This window comes from Pseudomonas sp. RW407 (assembly GCF_003176655.1).
Lineage (GTDB): Bacteria > Pseudomonadota > Gammaproteobacteria > Pseudomonadales > Pseudomonadaceae > Pseudomonas > Pseudomonas delhiensis.
This window is the reverse complement of sequence record NZ_QGSL01000106.1, coordinates 1,316,683-1,331,355: the sequence shown is the minus strand read 5'-3', so window position 1 is coordinate 1,331,355 and position 14,673 is coordinate 1,316,683. Positions and strand designations below refer to the sequence as shown.

Sequence of the window (14,673 nt, the reverse complement as noted above, 5' to 3'; positions counted from 1 at the left end):
GGATAGACAAGATGTTCAGCTTTCTATTCGTATAGTCATGCTCCGTTTCTACTTGAGCAGAAGTCGTGCCAATTCAATAATTTGTTTAAATTCAATGAGTTGTAGTTTGTTTGAATTTTCTGTCTGCTTGCGCTGGATCAACAGGTGCTGATGTTCTGTTGGTTTGTGCGCAGTGCTTGGGTTATATGCAAATAACGTGATGTTGGATGGCGGAAAGTTGTATTGCGCCGGGCGGGGAAAGTTGGGGTGTTTTTTCGTAGGAGCGAGCTTGCTCGCGAACGGCTTCAGCCGGTGGGGCTGGCGTGGGAGGTTGACGCCGTACCCTCTCCCCAGCCCTCTCCCGCAAGCGGGAGAGGGGGCCGTTCGGCATGGCTGAGAAGTCAGGCGTTAGCCGGAAGCTACAGGATTACGCGGAGGCCTCGGCAGGCAGAGGACAGTCCCCTCTCCCTTCAGGGAGAGGGCGCTCTTCAGGACAGGCACCGCCTCCGACCGGCAAACCCCGTTCGCGAGCAAGCTCGCTCCTACAACAGCAGTGCCCGCCCCCGCGCGCCCTTCAGACCGCCAGCCCCCACAGCCAGCGCTCCTCGAACGGCGGCGCCAGGTCGACGCTGGCGGGCGCCAGGCGTGGCGGCAGCGGGCGGCCCTCGGCCGGCAGCTGCGGCACCGAGGCCAGCAGGCGCCGGGTGTAGGGGTGTTGCGGGGCCTGCAGCAGCGCTTCGGTGGGGCCGGATTCGACGACCTTGCCCTGCAGCATCACCAGCACCTCGTCGCTGAGGTGGCGGATTACCCCCAGGTCGTGGGAGATGAACAGGTAGGCCAGGCCCAGCTCGTCCTGCAGGTCGGCCAGCAGGTCGAGCACCTGGGCCTGTACCGAGACGTCCAGCGCCGACACCGGCTCGTCGCAGATGATCACCTTCGGCTGGCTGGCCAGGGCGCGGGCGATGGCCACCCGTTGCCGCTGCCCGCCGGAGAGCTGCAACGGGCGGCGCTGCGCCAGTTCCGCCGGCAGGCGCACCTGGCGCAGCAGTTCGGCGATGCGCGCCGGGCGCAGGGCGGCATCCAGGCCGCCGGCCTGGAGTGCGTCGTCGAGCACCTGGCCGACGCTCCAGCGGGGGTCGAAGGAGCTCAGCGGGTCCTGGTAGATCACGCTGATGTCGCGCCGCCGCGGGCGCCGTTCGCGCTCGCTCACGCGTTGCGCGGGCGCGGCGTTCCAGGGCTGGCCGGCGAATTCGACGCTGCCGGCGTCCGGCTCCAGCAGGCCGAGGGCGATGCGCGCGGCGGTGCTCTTGCCCGAGCCGGATTCGCCGACGATGCCCAGGGTGCGCCCGGCGTGCAGGCGGAAGCTGACGTCGTCGAGCACCTGTCGCCACTGCTGGTCGGGGCCGCGATAGCGCTTGCCCAGGCCGCGGGCCTCCAGCAGCACCTCGGGTTGCGCGGCAGCCTCGCGGCGTGCGGCCGGCGCCGCGCCAGGCGTCAGCCGGGTGCCGCGCGGGCGGTTGGCGGGGATCGCCTCCAGCAGGCTGCGGGTGTACGGGTGGCGCGGGGCGTGGAGGATCTGCTCGATCGGGCCCTGTTCCACCACCTCGCCGTGGCGCAGCACCAGCACCTCGTCGGCGAGCTGGGCGACCACCGCCAGGTCGTGGCTGATCAGCAGCAGCGAGTCGCCGCGCTCCTTGACCTGCTGCAGCACGCCGAGGATCTGCGCCTGCACGGTGGCGTCCAGGGCGGTGGTCGGTTCGTCGGCGATCACCAGGCCCGGGTCCAGGGCCAGGGCGCTGGCGATCAGCGCGCGTTGGCGCAGGCCGCCGGAGAGTTGCTCGGAACGCTGCCGGGCGCGCAGCGCCGGTTCCGGCACGCCGACCTTCTCCAGCAGCTCCAGCACCCGCTGCTGGCGGCTGTGGCGGTCGCCCCAGCGGTGGGTGGCCAGCACTTCGAGGATTTCCTGGCCCACCGGGCGCAGCGGGTCCAGCGACACCAGGGCATCCTGCAGCACGAAACCGATCTCGCGGCCGCGCAGCTCGCGCCAGCGCCGCTCGTCCAGGGCCAGCAGGTCGCGCCCGGCGTATTCCAGGCGCCGCGCCTGGACGCGCGCGCCAACCCCGGCCAGGCCGACCAGGCTGCGCGCCAGCACGCTCTTGCCCGAGCCGGACTCGCCGACCAGGGCCAGCGCGCGGCCCGGCTGCAGGGTGAAGGACAGGCGGTCGAGCACGCGGTGCTCGCCGAAATGCACGGAAAGGTCTTCGACTATCAGCGGTTGGCGCGGCATCAGTGGCGGCCCTCCAGGCGTCGTTGCAGGTAGCGCCCGGCGACCGTGGTCGACAGGGTGGTGAGGACGATGAACAGGCCGGGGAAGAAGGTCAGCCACCAGGCGTTGACGATGAAGTCGCGGCCCATGGACAGCATGGTCCCCCATTCCGGCGCCGGCGGCCGCGCGCCCAGGCCGAGGAAGCTCAGCGCCGAGGCCCAGACGATGGCGTGGCCCACGCCCATGGTCAGGGTGACGATCAGCGGGCGCATGGCGTTGGGCAGTATCTGCCGGACGATGGTGCGCCAGGGGCCGTGGCCCAGCGCCCGGGCCGCCTCGATGTAGCCGGCGCCGCGCACCGCCAGCACCTGGCCGCGTACCATGCGCGCGTAGCCCGGCGCGCTGCCGATGCCGGTGGCGACGATCAGCGGGCCGATGCCGCTGCCGAAGATGGCGACGAAGAGCAGGGCGAGGATCAGGCTGGGGAAGGCGAACAGCACTTCCAGCAGCCAGCCGATGCCGCGGTCCACGGCGCCGCCGGCCAACCCCGCCGCCAGCCCCAGGCCGATGGCGATGCTCATCGCCAGGGCGGTGGCGGCCAGGCCGATGGTCAGCGACTGGCGCGCGCCGTGGATGACCCGCGCGTAGATGTCGCGGCCGGACTGGTCGGTGCCGAACCAGTGGGCCCAGCCCGGCGCGCTGAACGCCTCGCGCGGCTGGATGGCCAGCGGGTCGCCGTGGGCGAACAGCTGCGGGAACAGCGCCGCGGCCACCAGCAGCGCCAGGAAGGTCGTGGCCAGCAGCGCCGGCCAGGGTAGCGGGCGGGCCTGGCGGCGTGGCGCCAGGGGCAGCTCGAGGGTCGGGGCCAGTTCGCTCATGGCGCACTCCTTTGCAGGCGGGGGTCGACCAGCTCGTACAGCAGGTCGACCAGGATGTTGGCCAGCACGTAGCCGGCGGCGACCACCAGGGTGATGCCCAGCACCAGCGGCAGGTCCTGGCTCTGCACGGCCTGGAACAGCTGGCGGCCCAGGCCCTTGCGGGAAAAGATCACTTCCACCACCACCGAGCCGCTGAGCAGCGCGCCCAGCGCCCAGCCCGACAGCGAGATGGCCGGTAGCACCGAATGGCGCAGGGCGTGGCGGTAGCGCACGGCGCGGTCGCTCAGGCCGCGGGTGCGCGCGGAAAGGATGAAGGGCTGCTCCAGGGTGATCTCCAGGGCCTCGCGGGTGACCTGGCCGATGAACCCGGCCAGCGGCACTGCCAGCGCCAGGGCCGGCAGCACCAGGCTGCGCAGGCCGTCGCTGCCGGCCGGTGGGAACAGCCGCAGGCCGAAGGCGAAGGCGGCCAGCAGCAGGATCGCCAGCCAGAACTGCGGCAGCGCCGCGGCCAGGGTCTCCAGCAGCGAGGCCAGGCCGCCGAACCAGTGGCGGCGGCCGGCGCTGAGCAGCGTCCAGCCCAGCACCATCAGCCAGGCCAGGGCCAGGGCGGCGAAGGTCAGCTGCAGGGTGGCGCCGGTCTGCTCGGCGAGGATGCGCGTCACTGGCAGGTGCTGCGAGTAGGAGGTGCCGAGGTCGCCGCGCAGCAGGTGGCCCAGGTGGATCGCATACTGCACCGCCAGCGGCCGGTCCAGGCCGTACTCGCGGGTGGCCTCGGCGATGGTTTCGGGCGTGGGGTTGCCGCTGGGGCCGCCGAGGATCGCCAGCACCGGGTCGCCGGGCATCAGGCGCAGGGCGAAGAAGGTCAGGCTGGCGGCGGCCCACAGCACCAGCAGGCCGCCGAGCAGGCGCCAGGCGGCGTGGCGGGCCAGGCGCAGCAGGCGTTCGCGGCGTGGATCGGGTGCGGAAAGTGTCATGGGTTCACCCAGGCGTCATAGAGGGAAGTGACCGCCAGCGACGGCTCCAGGCGCACCCCGTGGGCGCGCTTGTAGATGCCCAGGCGGGTGCTCTGCGGGTAGGTGGTCAGCTGCAGGTACTGGCTGGAGGCGAGGGCCTGGGCCTGGTGGTACAGCTCGCGGCGGCGCGCCGCGTCCTGGGTGGCCAGGGCCTGCTCCATCAGGGCGTCGAAGCGCGGGTCGTCGAAGCCGGCGGTGTTCTGGTGGTAGCCGCGCACGCCGGCCGGGCGCAGGAAGGCCGAGCCGAAGATGATCCGCAGCACGTCCGGGGTGTTGGTGTTCCAGTAGCCGATGCGGATGTCGTAGTCCCAGTCGGCCTGGCGCTGCTGGGCGAGCACGTCGCTCATCTGCTCGATGATCACCTCGAAGCCGGCGCTGCGGGCGGTGGCCTGCACCTGCTCCCACAGGCTGAACTCCGAGGGCGGCGTGCGGTTGCCCATGATCACGTGGACCTGCAGGCGCCTGCCGTCGCGGGTGCGGTAGCCCTCGGCGTCGTGGCCGGTCCAGCCGGCGGCGTCGAGCAGCTGCTCGGCGCGCAGCGGGTCGTAGTCCTGGGCGTGCTCGAAGTCCGCGCTGTAGAAGGGCGTGGCCGGGCTGAGCGGGCCGCCGGCGCGGGGGAACTCGCCGAAGTACACGCTCCTGAGCGCCGCGTCTATGTCGGCCGAGCGGATGAAGGCCTCGCGCACGCGGATATCGTCGAAGGGCGCGCGGGTCATGTTGAGGGTGCCGTTGGTGGGGTTGCCGGGGCGCTGGGCGACCAGCAGCGACACCTCCGGGTTGGCCCGCGCGGCGGCGTGGGATTCCGGCGGCACGCTCTCGATCACGTCCACCTCGCCGGCCTGCAGCGAGGCGAAGCGCACCGAGGGCTCCTGGATGAACTTCCAGACGATGCGCTCGAGGTACGCCGGGCCCTGGTGCGCCGCGGTGGGCGGTGCCCAGTGGTAGTCGGGGTTGCGCTCGAGCAGCACCTGGTTCTGCCGGTCCCAGCGCACCACCTTGAACGGGCCGCTGCCCACCGGGCTCTCGCAGTTCTCGTCGCGCGGGCGGCGCAGCGCGGTGGGCGACTGGATGCCGAGGAAGCCCTGGGCCAGCACTTCGAGGAAGGCCGCGTAGGGCGTGGCCAGGTGCACCACCGCGATGTGCGCGTCCACCACGTCGGTGCCGCGGTACTGGCGCACGTAGCCGCCGGCGGTACTGGACTGGGTGCGCGGGTCGACCATGTGGTCGAGGTTGGCCTTCACCGCGCTGGCGTCGAACGGGGTGCCGTCGCTGAAGCGCACGTCGTCGCGCAGGTGGAAGGTGTAGCTCAGGCCGTCGGCGGAGACTTCCCAGCTTTTCGCCAGCCAGGGGCCGATGCGGCCGTTGGCGTCCATGGACACCAGCGAGTCGAGGAACTGCCGGGCGAGGAACACCTGGGGCATGTCGCCGGCGACGTGGGGGTCGAGGCAGATGGGTTCGCGGTCGGTGGCGTAGGTCAGGGTGCCGCCGCTGACCGGGGTGTCGCCGTGGGCCTGGTGCTCCTGCGCCTCGCGGCAGCCGCCGAGCAGCGCGGCCAGCAGCAGGGGCAGGGCGAGGGCCAGGGAATGTGGGGTAGGGCGTCTGGGCTTCAAGCGTGGGCAGCCTTCTGCAGGTGGAAGACGGGGCGGCCTGCGCTCGCCGAGCGCGGCCGCCCAGGCTGCGTTGCACAAGCCATGCCCGGCCTGGAAGGCGCATTCCAGCGGGGTTTCGCCCGGGTTTCGCGCTGCTGCGCGGGCAGTTTGTCGATTCGCTGTTGCTGGCTGAGCAGTTGGCGGCCGGGGCGGTTGTGGAGCGATCAACAGCGCGGCAACAGATGTTCGTTCGAGTACACCGCTGTCATTCCGCAACTTGCTGATTCACAAGGAGTTACCGCTTGGCATGGATTCTGCGCGGGCGCTGTGGAGCACGACTATGCGCATAGAGGCTCATCCACTCATCGGAGGACCATAGGAGCCTTGCCGTGCATTCGAAAAAAACCAGAACCCATGTCACCCCCGCCGGCCTGGGGGGCCGGCTGCTGAGCCTCGGCGCCGGCCTGTGCCTGGCCGGCGGCCCGTTGTGGGCCGCCCAGGCGGAGGACGGGGCGGCCGACACCCGCCTGGCCACCGTGGTGGTCGAGGGCGCCGCGCGCAGCGAGGCGCAGAAGGCCGCGGAGCAATTGAAGAAGGTGCCCGGCGCAGCCGTGGTGGTGGACAACAAGGAGGTGGAGAAGGGCCGCGCGACCAACGCCGAGGACGTCTTCGCGCTGCAGCCGGGGATTTTCGCCCAGGCCACCAGCGGCAGCGGGGCGAACAAGATTTCCATCCGCGGCTCGGGCCTGAACACCTTCTACCAGGGCTACGCGCTGGGCATCAAATACCTGTTCGACGGCCTGCCCATCACCGGCCCGGGCGGCACCCAGGAAGACTACCTGAGCATGAACGGCATCGATCACACCGAGGTGCTCTACGGTGCCAACGCCTTCGACTACGCGGCCACCAGCCTGGGCGGCGCCATCAACTTCGTCACCCACAGCGGCTACACCGCGCCGGGCAACTACCTGCGCCTGGAGGCCGGCAGCTTCGGCTACCGCAAGCAGCAGCTGAGCACCGGCGGGGTGGTGGACGACAGCGACTACTACGTGTCGATCTTCCACAACGAGCGCGACGGCTACCAGCACGACACCCCGAACAAGGGCCAGGAGCTGGTGGCCAACCTCGGCCACCGCTTCAACGACAGGCTGGATACCCGGCTGATCGTGCGCTACCGCGAGGAGACGCTGACCCAGGGCAACACCCTGACCCGCGAGCAGATCAAGCACGACTCCGACTCCAACAAGGTGCCCACCGGGCGCAAGAAGGACGGTTCCACCTGGGTGGGCAGCACCACCACCTACCGCTTCGACGACGACTCGCGGCTGCAGGTGGGCCTGAGCGTCAACGACTACCCGCTGCTCAATGGCTGGCGCTACTCGGCCACGCCGCAGGACTGGCGCTCCACCGACACCAACCTGACGCTGCGCTACCTGCGCCGCCAGGACCGCCTGTTCGGCCTGCCCAGCGACACCACCCTGACCTTCAGCAGCACCCGCTCGCAGTTCGCCGACGTGAAGTCCCACAGCCGGGCCACCGGCCAGCAGCTGCAGCACACCGACTACACCGGCTCGCGGGATAGCGTGTTCGCCTTCGGCAACGAGCTGCAGCTGGACGAGCGGCTGTGGCTGGTGAGCGGGCTCTCGGCGATCAACATCGACCGCGACGTGAGCATCGAGTACAGCACCAGCGCCAACACCAGCGAGTTCCCCGGCGAGGTCAGCTACAACAAGTGGTACGCGGCGCCACGCCTGGGCCTGCGCTACCAGCTGACGCCGGACGTCCAGCTGTTCGGCAACGCCAGCCGCTCCATCGATCCGCCGGTGACCTGGCAACTGGGCAGCACCGGCGTGCCCTACGTCCGCCCGCTCACCCCGCAGAAGGCCGACACCCTGGAGGTGGGCATCCGCGGCAGCGTCGGCGTGGTGGACGGCAGCCTGGCGCTGTACCGCTCCTGGGTGAAGGACGAGCTGCTCTCGGTGGTGGTGCGCCAGGCCACCGCCACGGCGGACGCGCTGGTGGCCAACTCCAACGCCAGCCCGACCATCCACCAGGGCATCGAGGCGGGGCTGGGCATCCAGCTCTGGGAAGGCGCCAACGGCGACCGCCTGGACCTGCGCCAGGCCTGGACGCTGAACGACTTCCACTACCGCGGCGACAGCACCTTCGGCGACAACGAGCTGCCCAGCCTGCCGCGCCAGGTGTACCAGGCGCAGCTGAACTACCAGCGGCACGACGGCTACTACGCCGAGCTCAACGCGCGGGCGGCCTCCAGCTACTACGTGGACTACGCCAACACCCTGGGCGCGCCGTCGTACACGCTGTGGGGCGCCAAGCTGGGCTACCAGGCGCCGGGCCGGCGCTGGGAAGTCTTCCTCGACCTGCGCAACCTGACCAACGAGCACTACGCCACCGCGGCCAACACCGCCTACGACGCCAAGGGCCGGGACTCGGCCAACTTCTACCCGGGCGACCCGTTCAACGTCACCGCCGGGGTGGCCGTGCGCTTCTGATGCGCTTCTGAGCCGCCGAGGGGCCGGCACCCTGCCGGCCCCGAGGCTTCAACCGGCAGGCGCCAGCGCGGCGGTCAGCGAGCGCAGCAGGGTGGCGCAGCGCTGCTCGCGGTCCTGCGGGTAGCGGGCGAGCCACAGGGGAAGGTGCTCGAACAGCTCCAGGGTGGGCTGGCAGGCCTGGCCGGGGCTGGCGTAGCCGGCCGCGCCCAGCAGCGCATCGAGCTTCTGGCCGAGCTGCCGGCGCAGCCGCTCGACGCACTGGCGCTGTTCGTCGGTGAGGCAGCCGGCGTCGCGGGTCGCCAGCTGGAAGTGCAGGGGGTTGCTCTCGTACAACGCCAGCAGCCCTTCGACCACCCGTTGCAGGGCGGCCCTGGGGCAGCCGCGCAGCTGGCGCCGGTCGAACAGCGAAAGCAGCGCCAGGTAGTGTTCCTCGATGAACTCCAGCAGCAGCTCTTCCTTGCTCGCGCAATGGCTGTAGAGCGAGCCCGCGGTCAGCTCCAGGTGGCGCGCCAGTTCGCGCAGGCTGACCTGGGCGAAGCCGCGCCGGGCGAAGAGTTCCAGGGCCTTGGGGCGGTTGCGCGCGAAACGCGAGCCGGAAGTGGCGGTCATCTGGGCACCTGTACGTCGTGGCTGGCGGGCGGCGCGGCGGCCGCTCGCCGGGAAGGCGCGCCGAAAGGGCGGCCGGCCGGCGCGGGGCCCGCTTCGTGGGTTGGGCCCCGCCCCTGGCCGGCCGGCCCGATCAGACGCGTTCGAAGATCACGGCGATGCCCTGGCCGCCGCCGATGCACATGGTGGCCAGCGCGTAGCGGCCCTTGATGCGCTGCAGCTCGTGGATGGCCTTGGTGGCGATGATGGCGCCGGAGGCGCCGATGGGGTGGCCCAGGGAGATGCCGGAACCGTTGGGGTTCACCTTCTGCGGGTCGAAGCCCAGCTCGCGGCTGACCGCGCAGGCCTGGGCGGCGAAGGCCTCGTTGGACTCGATCACGTCCAGGTCGGCCACGCTCAGGCCGGCGCGCTGCAGGGCCAGGCGGGTGGCCGGGATGGGGCCCAGGCCCATCAGGGTGGGCTCGACGCCGGCATGGGCATAGGCCACCACCCGCGCCATGGGCTGCAGGTTCTCGCTCTTCACGGCCTCGGCGGTGGCCAGCAGCAGGGCGCCGGCGCCGTCGTTCAGGCCGGAGGCGTTGCCGGCGGTGACGCTGCCGTCCTCGATGAAAGCCGGCTTCATCTTCGCCAGTTGCTCCAGGCTGGCCTCGGCGCGCACGTGCTCGTCCACCTCGAACAGGCTGGAGCCCTTGCGGCTGCGGATCTCCACCGGCACGATCTGCCCGGCGAAGCGGCCTTCGGCGATGGCGCGGGCGGCTCGCTGCTGGCTCTGCAGGGCCAGGGCGTCCTGGTCCTCGCGGGTGATGCCGTGCTGCTTGGCGATGTTCTCGGCGGTGATGCCCATGTGGATGCCGTGCAGCGGGTCCTGCAGGGCGCCGAGCATGTAGTCGAGCATCTTCACGTCGCCCATGCGCGCGCCCCAGCGGGCGCTGGGCACCAGGTAGCCGGACTGGCTCATGCACTCGGCGCCGCCGGCGAGGGCGATGCGCGAGTCGCCCAGCATCAGGCCCTGGGCGGCGCTGACGATGGCCTGCAGGCCCGAGCCGCACAGGCGGTTGACGGTGAAGGCCGGGGCCTCCTTGGGAATGCCGGCCTGCAGCGCCGCCACGCGGCTGATGTAGGCGTCCTTGGGCGTGGTGGGGATGACGTGGCCGAACACCACGTGCTCGACCCGCTGCGCGTCGCAGTTGGCGCGCGCCAGCGCGGCCTGGGCGACCAGGGTGGCGAGCTGGGCGGGCGGAGTGTCCTTGAGGGTGCCGCCGAAGGTACCGATGGCGGTACGCACCGCGCTGACGACGAAGACTTCAGGTCTGTTCATGGGAAGGGCTCCTGGCAGAATGGCGAGCAGTCTAGAAGGCGATGCCACGGCGTCCTATGCCAGAATTGCGCAGTCCCGGCTGACGGATTTGGACATATCGGATGATGAAAACCGCCCAGGGCCCTGCGGAAGAGACCGGCACCCGGCGCCGGCGCGACTCGGTGGCGGCCTACTTCGTGAAGGCCGCGCTGCACCGCCTGGCCGACCGCCCGCAACGCGCCGGCGAACTGCTGGCGCAGGCCGGCATCGAGCCGCACTGGCTGGACGACCCGCTGCACCGCGTGCCGGCGGACGCGGTGACGCGCCTGTGGCTGCTGCTCACCGAGGAGCTGGGCGACGAGTTCTTCGCCTTCGATTCCGCCGGCCTGCCGCGCGGCGCCTTCGCCCTGGTCTGCCGCAGCGTGCTCCACGAGCCGGACCTGGGCCACGCCCTGCGCCAGTGCCTGGCCGGCTTCAACCTGTTCCTGCGCGATATCCGCGCGCACCTGGAGCTGCGCGGCAACCGCGCGGCCATCGTGCTGCAGACGCGCATCGACGACGCCACCTTGCGCGGCGTCGCCGAGGAAATCTACCTGAGCATGGTCATCGGCGTGGCCTGCTGGCTGGTGGGGCGGCGCATCAACCCCGACCGCGCCCGCTTCGGCCACCCGCAACCGCCCCACGGCGCCGAGCCGCTGCTGTGGGGGCCGTGGATCCGCTTCGACGCCGAGCGCACCGAACTGGAGTTCAACGCCCAGCAGCTGGCGCTGCCGGTGATCCGCAACTTCGCCAGCCTCAAGCAGTTCCTGCGCCAGGCCCCGGAGGGCGTGGTGGTGCGCTTCCGCAACCGCTCCGGGCTGTCGGCCAAGGTCTACCGCCGGCTGAAGGCCTGCAGCGACCTGGACTGGCCATCCCAGGCGCAGATGGCCGCGCAGCTGACGCTGAGCGAGTCGGCCTTCCGCCGCCAGCTGGAGCGCGAAGGCTTCTCCTACCAGACCATCAAGCACGAGGTGCGCCGGGCGCTGGCCTTCGAGTGCCTCGACGACGCGCGCCTGAGCATCGCCGAGATCGCCGCGCGCTGCGGCTTCCAGGAGCCCAGCGCGTTCCACCGGGCGTTCCGCCAATGGACGGGCATGAGCCCCGGGCGCTACCGCGCGGCCCGCGCCAAGGATGGGGGCTGAGCGGCACCCGGCGGCGCTGAACCTTGGCCGGCGGCGGCAGTCTGAGGCTGGCCGCGGTGCCCCAGTGGGCGCCGCCCGTGTCGTCCACCCAGCCCGAGTCCAGCGTTGCTCATGCGCCCCATCGCCCGTCGTCTGCCGTCGTGCCTGTCGTTCCTGCTCTGCCTTTCGCCCCTGCTGGCCCACGCCGGCGAGGAAAGCCGCCTGCTGGCGGCCATCAACGCCTACCGCGCCCACCCCTCGGGGTGCGCCGGGAGCACGCCGCGGCGCCTGCCGCCGCTGAGGGCGCAGGCCAGCCTGGCGCTGCCGGTGGGCTTCGGCGGTGGCCTGCGCGAAGCAGTGCGGGCAGCCGGCTACCAGGCGCAGGTGGTGCGCAGCGTCCGCCTGGTGGGCGCGGCCGATGCCGATGAAGCCTTCGGCATGCTGCGCGAGCGCTATTGCTCGGCGCTGCTGGACCCGCAGTTCGCCGACGCCGGCGTGAGCCGCGCCCGCGGCGAGTGGCGCCTGGTGCTGGCGCGCTCGACGGGCGGCGGCACCCTGGAGGACCCGCGCGCGGCAGGCCGGGCGCTGCTGGCCGAGGTCAACGCGGCGCGCTCGCGGGCAAGGCTGTGCGGCGGCCGGCGCTTCGCCGCGGCCCGCCCGCTGAGCTGGAGCCCGGCGCTGGGCGCGGCGGCGCAGGCGCACAGCCGGGCCATGGCGCGCGGCAACTACTTCGCCCACCGCGACCCCGACGGCGACACCCCGGCCGACCGCGCCCGCGCCGCCGGCTATCGCGGCCGCCAGATCGGCGAGAACATCGCCGCCGGGCAGGGCTCGACGAGCCAGGCCATGGCGAGCTGGCTGGCCAGCCCCGGGCATTGCGCCAACCTGATGAACCCGATGTTCACCCAGGTCGGCGCGGCCTACGCCAGCGAGGCGCGCAGCGACCAGGGGGTGTACTGGACCATGCTGTTCGGCGCGCCTTGAGAGAGTGGGCGGTAGGGCGCGCTTGCTACTGCGCGGCCCACCGCTGCATTCCCCTGTAGGAGCGCGCCCTGCGCGCGAAATCGCGGGCAGGGCCCGCTCCTACGGGAGATACCGTGCCTCGCGGTGGGCTGTAGGCGCCGGCCTCCAATTGCACGGAACTGCGCCGTTCGTAGGGCGGATAACGCCTACGGCGTTATCCGCCATCGTTCGTGGGCATGGGTGCATTGGTCAACGGCGGATAACCGCGAACGGTTATTCGCCCTACGGTTCCAGGAAGCACGGACGCAGGAGCGGACTCCGTCCGCGATGAGCCCCGCCTCGGCGGTGACGCCTATTGGCTGAAACTGACGCTGCCGTTCCGGGGGAGGGGCCCGCCGCGTCACTGCGGCGGGCGCTGGCAGTCCTTGAGCAGGCGCTTGATGGCCTTGTTGACGTTGCGCTTGGCCAGTTCGTCCAGGGAGAACCAGCGGCAATCGGCGATCTCGTTCTGCGGGCGGGGGTTCTGCGGCTCGGGCAGGGCGGCCTCGAACACGTAGTGGAGGGTCTGGTACAGCTCCAGCGGGGCGAGGTAGGCCATGGCCTCCACCTGCAGGCCGGTCTCTTCGGCCAGTTCGCGCTGCGCTGCCTGGCTCGGTGCCTCGTCGGCCTCGATGCGGCCGCCGGGCAGGTTCCATTTGCGCCGGGCCTTGCGCACGAAAAGGATCTTGTCGTCCTGGCGGCAGATGATTGTCGCCCGTTCCTTGATCGCACTACCCATGGGCACCCCCTGATACTGCTTGCCGCATATACCTGTAATAGCAGACAACGCTTGTCATGAATTTGTCACAAAAAAGATGAAGCAAGAACGACGCCAGTTGCAGCCGGGCCCCGCGGGCACCGGTGCCGACCGCTGCGGGCGCGCAGGATACGTGGCCGGGTACGCACCGCTCCAGTTGGAACTATTGAATCCGGCAATGGAAATTTCTGATTGATCGGTAGGAAAGATGAGTGGTTTTGGGCGCGCATCGCGTAGGGCGGATAACCGTTCGCGGTTATCCGCCGCCGGCCGGCACGCCGGTGCCCGGGGGCGACGGCGTGGGAGCTCTTCGTAGGATGGAGGGGGCGCCTGGCTCTTGCGCGTGAATGAGCCACGCTGCGGAATCCGTTCGCGAGCAAGCTCGCTCCTACGAAAAGCCGTCCTTCTGCGAGGCGGGGCCCGCAGCCGCGGGGCTCAGCGGAATTTCTCCAGCATCTGGTAGTACCACATGCCGGCCGCCAGCATCGGGTTGCCGAAGACGTCGCCCAGGGGCACCTTCACGTGCTTGCACTGGGCGAAGGTGTCGAATTTCTCCAGGTCGCCGCTCATGGCCGTGGCCATGATCTCGCCCATGATGTGGGTGGTGGCCACGCCGTGGCCGGAGTAGCCCTGGCAGTACCAGACGTTGTCCGAGAGCTTGCCCAGCTGCGGGATGCGGTTCATCACGATGCCCATGGCGCAGCTCCACTGGAACTCGATTTCCACGCCCTTGAGCACCGGGAAGGTGCGCTCGATGCACGGGCGCAGTTCGCCGGCGATGTCCCGCGAGTCGCGCCCGGAGTAGTTGGCGCCACCGCCGAACAGCAGGCGGCCGTCGGCGGTCAGGCGGTAGTAGTCGAGCACGAAGCGGCAGTCGTACACCGCCAGGTCCTGCGGGTTGATGCGCCTGGCCAGCTCGCCCAGCGGCTTCGTGGTGACGATGCCGCCCATGGCCGGGAAGATCATGCCCTTGAGCCGCTTGCGCTCCAGCTTGTGGTAGACGTCGCCGGCCAGCAGCACCTGGGCGGCGTTGATCCGCCCGCCGTTGGTGACCACGGCCGGGCGCGGGCCGTGGACGATGTCCAGCACCTCTGAATGCTCGAAGATCAGCCCGCCCAGGCTTTCCAGGGCCTTGGCCTCGCCGATGCACAGGTTCAGCGGGTGCAGGTGCATGTTGCGCAGGTTCTTGATGGCGCCGCAGTAGAGGTCGCTCTCCAGGTGCTGGCGCACATCGTTGGCGTCGAGCAGGCTGACCTCGTCGCCCATGCCGCGGCGAATGGCCTCCTCATAGGAGGTCTCCAGCTCGGCCATGTGCGAGGGCTTCATCGCCGCGTGCAGGTGGCCGAACTTCAGGTCGCAGGCGATGCCGTATTTTTCCACACGGTTGCGGATGATCTCGTGGCCGCGCCAGCGCAGGTGCCAGATGAAGTCGTCGACGTCCTGGCCCAGCCACTGCTGCATCTGCTTGCGCATGGCGGCGTCGCCGGACAGGCTGCCGGTGACCTGGCCGCCGTTGCGCCCGCTGGCGCCCCAGCCGACCTTGTTGGTCTCGACGATGGCCACCTTGTAGCCGCGCTCGGCCAGCTCCACGGCGGTGGTCACGCCGGTGAAGC

Annotated in this window: 11 protein-coding genes; 3 read left to right on the top strand and 8 right to left on the bottom strand. The window is 70.7% G+C overall.

The window, feature by feature from the left end:
• Nucleotides 1-553 precede the first annotated feature (553 nt).
• From DK254_RS22670 to DK254_RS22655, 4 genes are read right to left on the bottom strand one after another with little or no spacing between them, the layout of a single operon-like run.
• Entirely contained in the window at nucleotides 554-2,266 is a 1,713-nt protein-coding gene (locus DK254_RS22670) for an ABC transporter ATP-binding protein (RefSeq protein ID WP_089392405.1), read from the bottom strand.
• Nucleotides 2,266-3,123 (bottom strand): ABC transporter permease, encoded by an 858-nt coding sequence (locus tag DK254_RS22665; protein ID WP_109935571.1) that lies wholly within the window; start codon nucleotides 3,121-3,123, stop codon nucleotides 2,266-2,268. Before DK254_RS22665 ends, DK254_RS22670 begins: the two co-directional genes overlap by 1 nt.
• Nucleotides 3,120-4,097, bottom strand: coding sequence for an ABC transporter permease (locus DK254_RS22660; protein ID WP_109935570.1), 978 nt, complete (start codon nucleotides 4,095-4,097; stop codon nucleotides 3,120-3,122). Before DK254_RS22660 ends, DK254_RS22665 begins: the two co-directional genes overlap by 4 nt.
• Nucleotides 4,094-5,746 (bottom strand): ABC transporter substrate-binding protein, encoded by a 1,653-nt coding sequence (locus tag DK254_RS22655; RefSeq protein WP_218281438.1) that lies wholly within the window; start codon nucleotides 5,744-5,746, stop codon nucleotides 4,094-4,096. The genes DK254_RS22660 and DK254_RS22655 overlap by 4 nt, the downstream gene beginning before the upstream one ends.
• Before the next feature lie 368 nt (nucleotides 5,747-6,114).
• Between DK254_RS22655 and DK254_RS22650 the strand changes: the two genes are divergently transcribed.
• Nucleotides 6,115-8,238: a TonB-dependent receptor domain-containing protein gene (locus tag DK254_RS22650; protein ID WP_109935569.1), complete on the top strand. Its 2,124-nt coding sequence runs from the start codon at nucleotides 6,115-6,117 to the stop codon at nucleotides 8,236-8,238.
• A gap of 48 nt (nucleotides 8,239-8,286) precedes the next feature.
• On the opposite strand, the gene DK254_RS22645 is transcribed toward DK254_RS22650, so the two are convergent.
• Nucleotides 8,287-8,847, bottom strand: coding sequence for a TetR/AcrR family transcriptional regulator (locus tag DK254_RS22645; protein ID WP_089392401.1), 561 nt, complete (start codon nucleotides 8,845-8,847; stop codon nucleotides 8,287-8,289).
• A 130-nt stretch (nucleotides 8,848-8,977) separates the two neighbouring features.
• Nucleotides 8,978-10,162: an acetyl-CoA C-acyltransferase family protein gene (locus tag DK254_RS22640; RefSeq protein WP_109935568.1), complete on the bottom strand. Its 1,185-nt coding sequence runs from the start codon at nucleotides 10,160-10,162 to the stop codon at nucleotides 8,978-8,980.
• A 101-nt stretch (nucleotides 10,163-10,263) separates the two neighbouring features.
• On the opposite strand from DK254_RS22640, the gene DK254_RS22635 reads away from it, so the two are divergent.
• Both DK254_RS22635 and DK254_RS22630 read left to right on the top strand, forming a co-directional pair.
• Nucleotides 10,264-11,322, top strand: coding sequence for an AraC family transcriptional regulator (locus DK254_RS22635; protein WP_256595923.1), 1,059 nt, complete (start codon nucleotides 10,264-10,266; stop codon nucleotides 11,320-11,322).
• Between the two features lie 111 nt (nucleotides 11,323-11,433).
• Nucleotides 11,434-12,285: a CAP domain-containing protein gene (locus tag DK254_RS22630; RefSeq protein WP_109935825.1), complete on the top strand. Its 852-nt coding sequence runs from the start codon at nucleotides 11,434-11,436 to the stop codon at nucleotides 12,283-12,285.
• Nucleotides 12,286-12,664: 379 nt separating this feature from the next.
• Here DK254_RS22630 and DK254_RS22625 read toward each other — a convergent pair whose 3' ends face one another.
• Complete coding sequence (locus DK254_RS22625) at nucleotides 12,665-13,042, bottom strand: NUDIX hydrolase (protein WP_089392399.1); 378 nt, start codon at nucleotides 13,040-13,042, stop codon at nucleotides 12,665-12,667.
• A 453-nt stretch (nucleotides 13,043-13,495) separates the two neighbouring features.
• A partial coding sequence (locus tag DK254_RS22620; RefSeq protein WP_109935824.1) for an FAD-binding oxidoreductase occupies nucleotides 13,496-14,673 on the bottom strand: 1,178 nt, incomplete at its 5' end.

What these genes read in the sequence shown, in the direction of transcription:
- DK254_RS22670 (WP_089392405.1), bottom strand. Translation starts at nt 2,266, where the DNA reads ATGCCGCGCCAACCGCTGATAGTCGAAGACCTTTCCGTGCATTTCGGC.
- DK254_RS22665 (WP_109935571.1), bottom strand. Translation starts at nt 3,123, where the DNA reads ATGAGCGAACTGGCCCCGACCCTCGAGCTGCCCCTGGCGCCACGCCGC.
- DK254_RS22660 (WP_109935570.1), bottom strand. Translation starts at nt 4,097, where the DNA reads ATGACACTTTCCGCACCCGATCCACGCCGCGAACGCCTGCTGCGCCTG.
- DK254_RS22645 (WP_089392401.1), bottom strand. Translation starts at nt 8,847, where the DNA reads ATGACCGCCACTTCCGGCTCGCGTTTCGCGCGCAACCGCCCCAAGGCC.
- DK254_RS22640 (WP_109935568.1), bottom strand. Translation starts at nt 10,162, where the DNA reads ATGAACAGACCTGAAGTCTTCGTCGTCAGCGCGGTGCGTACCGCCATC.
- DK254_RS22635 (WP_256595923.1), top strand. Translation starts at nt 10,264, where the DNA reads ATGATGAAAACCGCCCAGGGCCCTGCGGAAGAGACCGGCACCCGGCGC.
- DK254_RS22630 (WP_109935825.1), top strand. Translation starts at nt 11,434, where the DNA reads ATGCGCCCCATCGCCCGTCGTCTGCCGTCGTGCCTGTCGTTCCTGCTC.
- DK254_RS22625 (WP_089392399.1), bottom strand. Translation starts at nt 13,042, where the DNA reads ATGGGTAGTGCGATCAAGGAACGGGCGACAATCATCTGCCGCCAGGAC.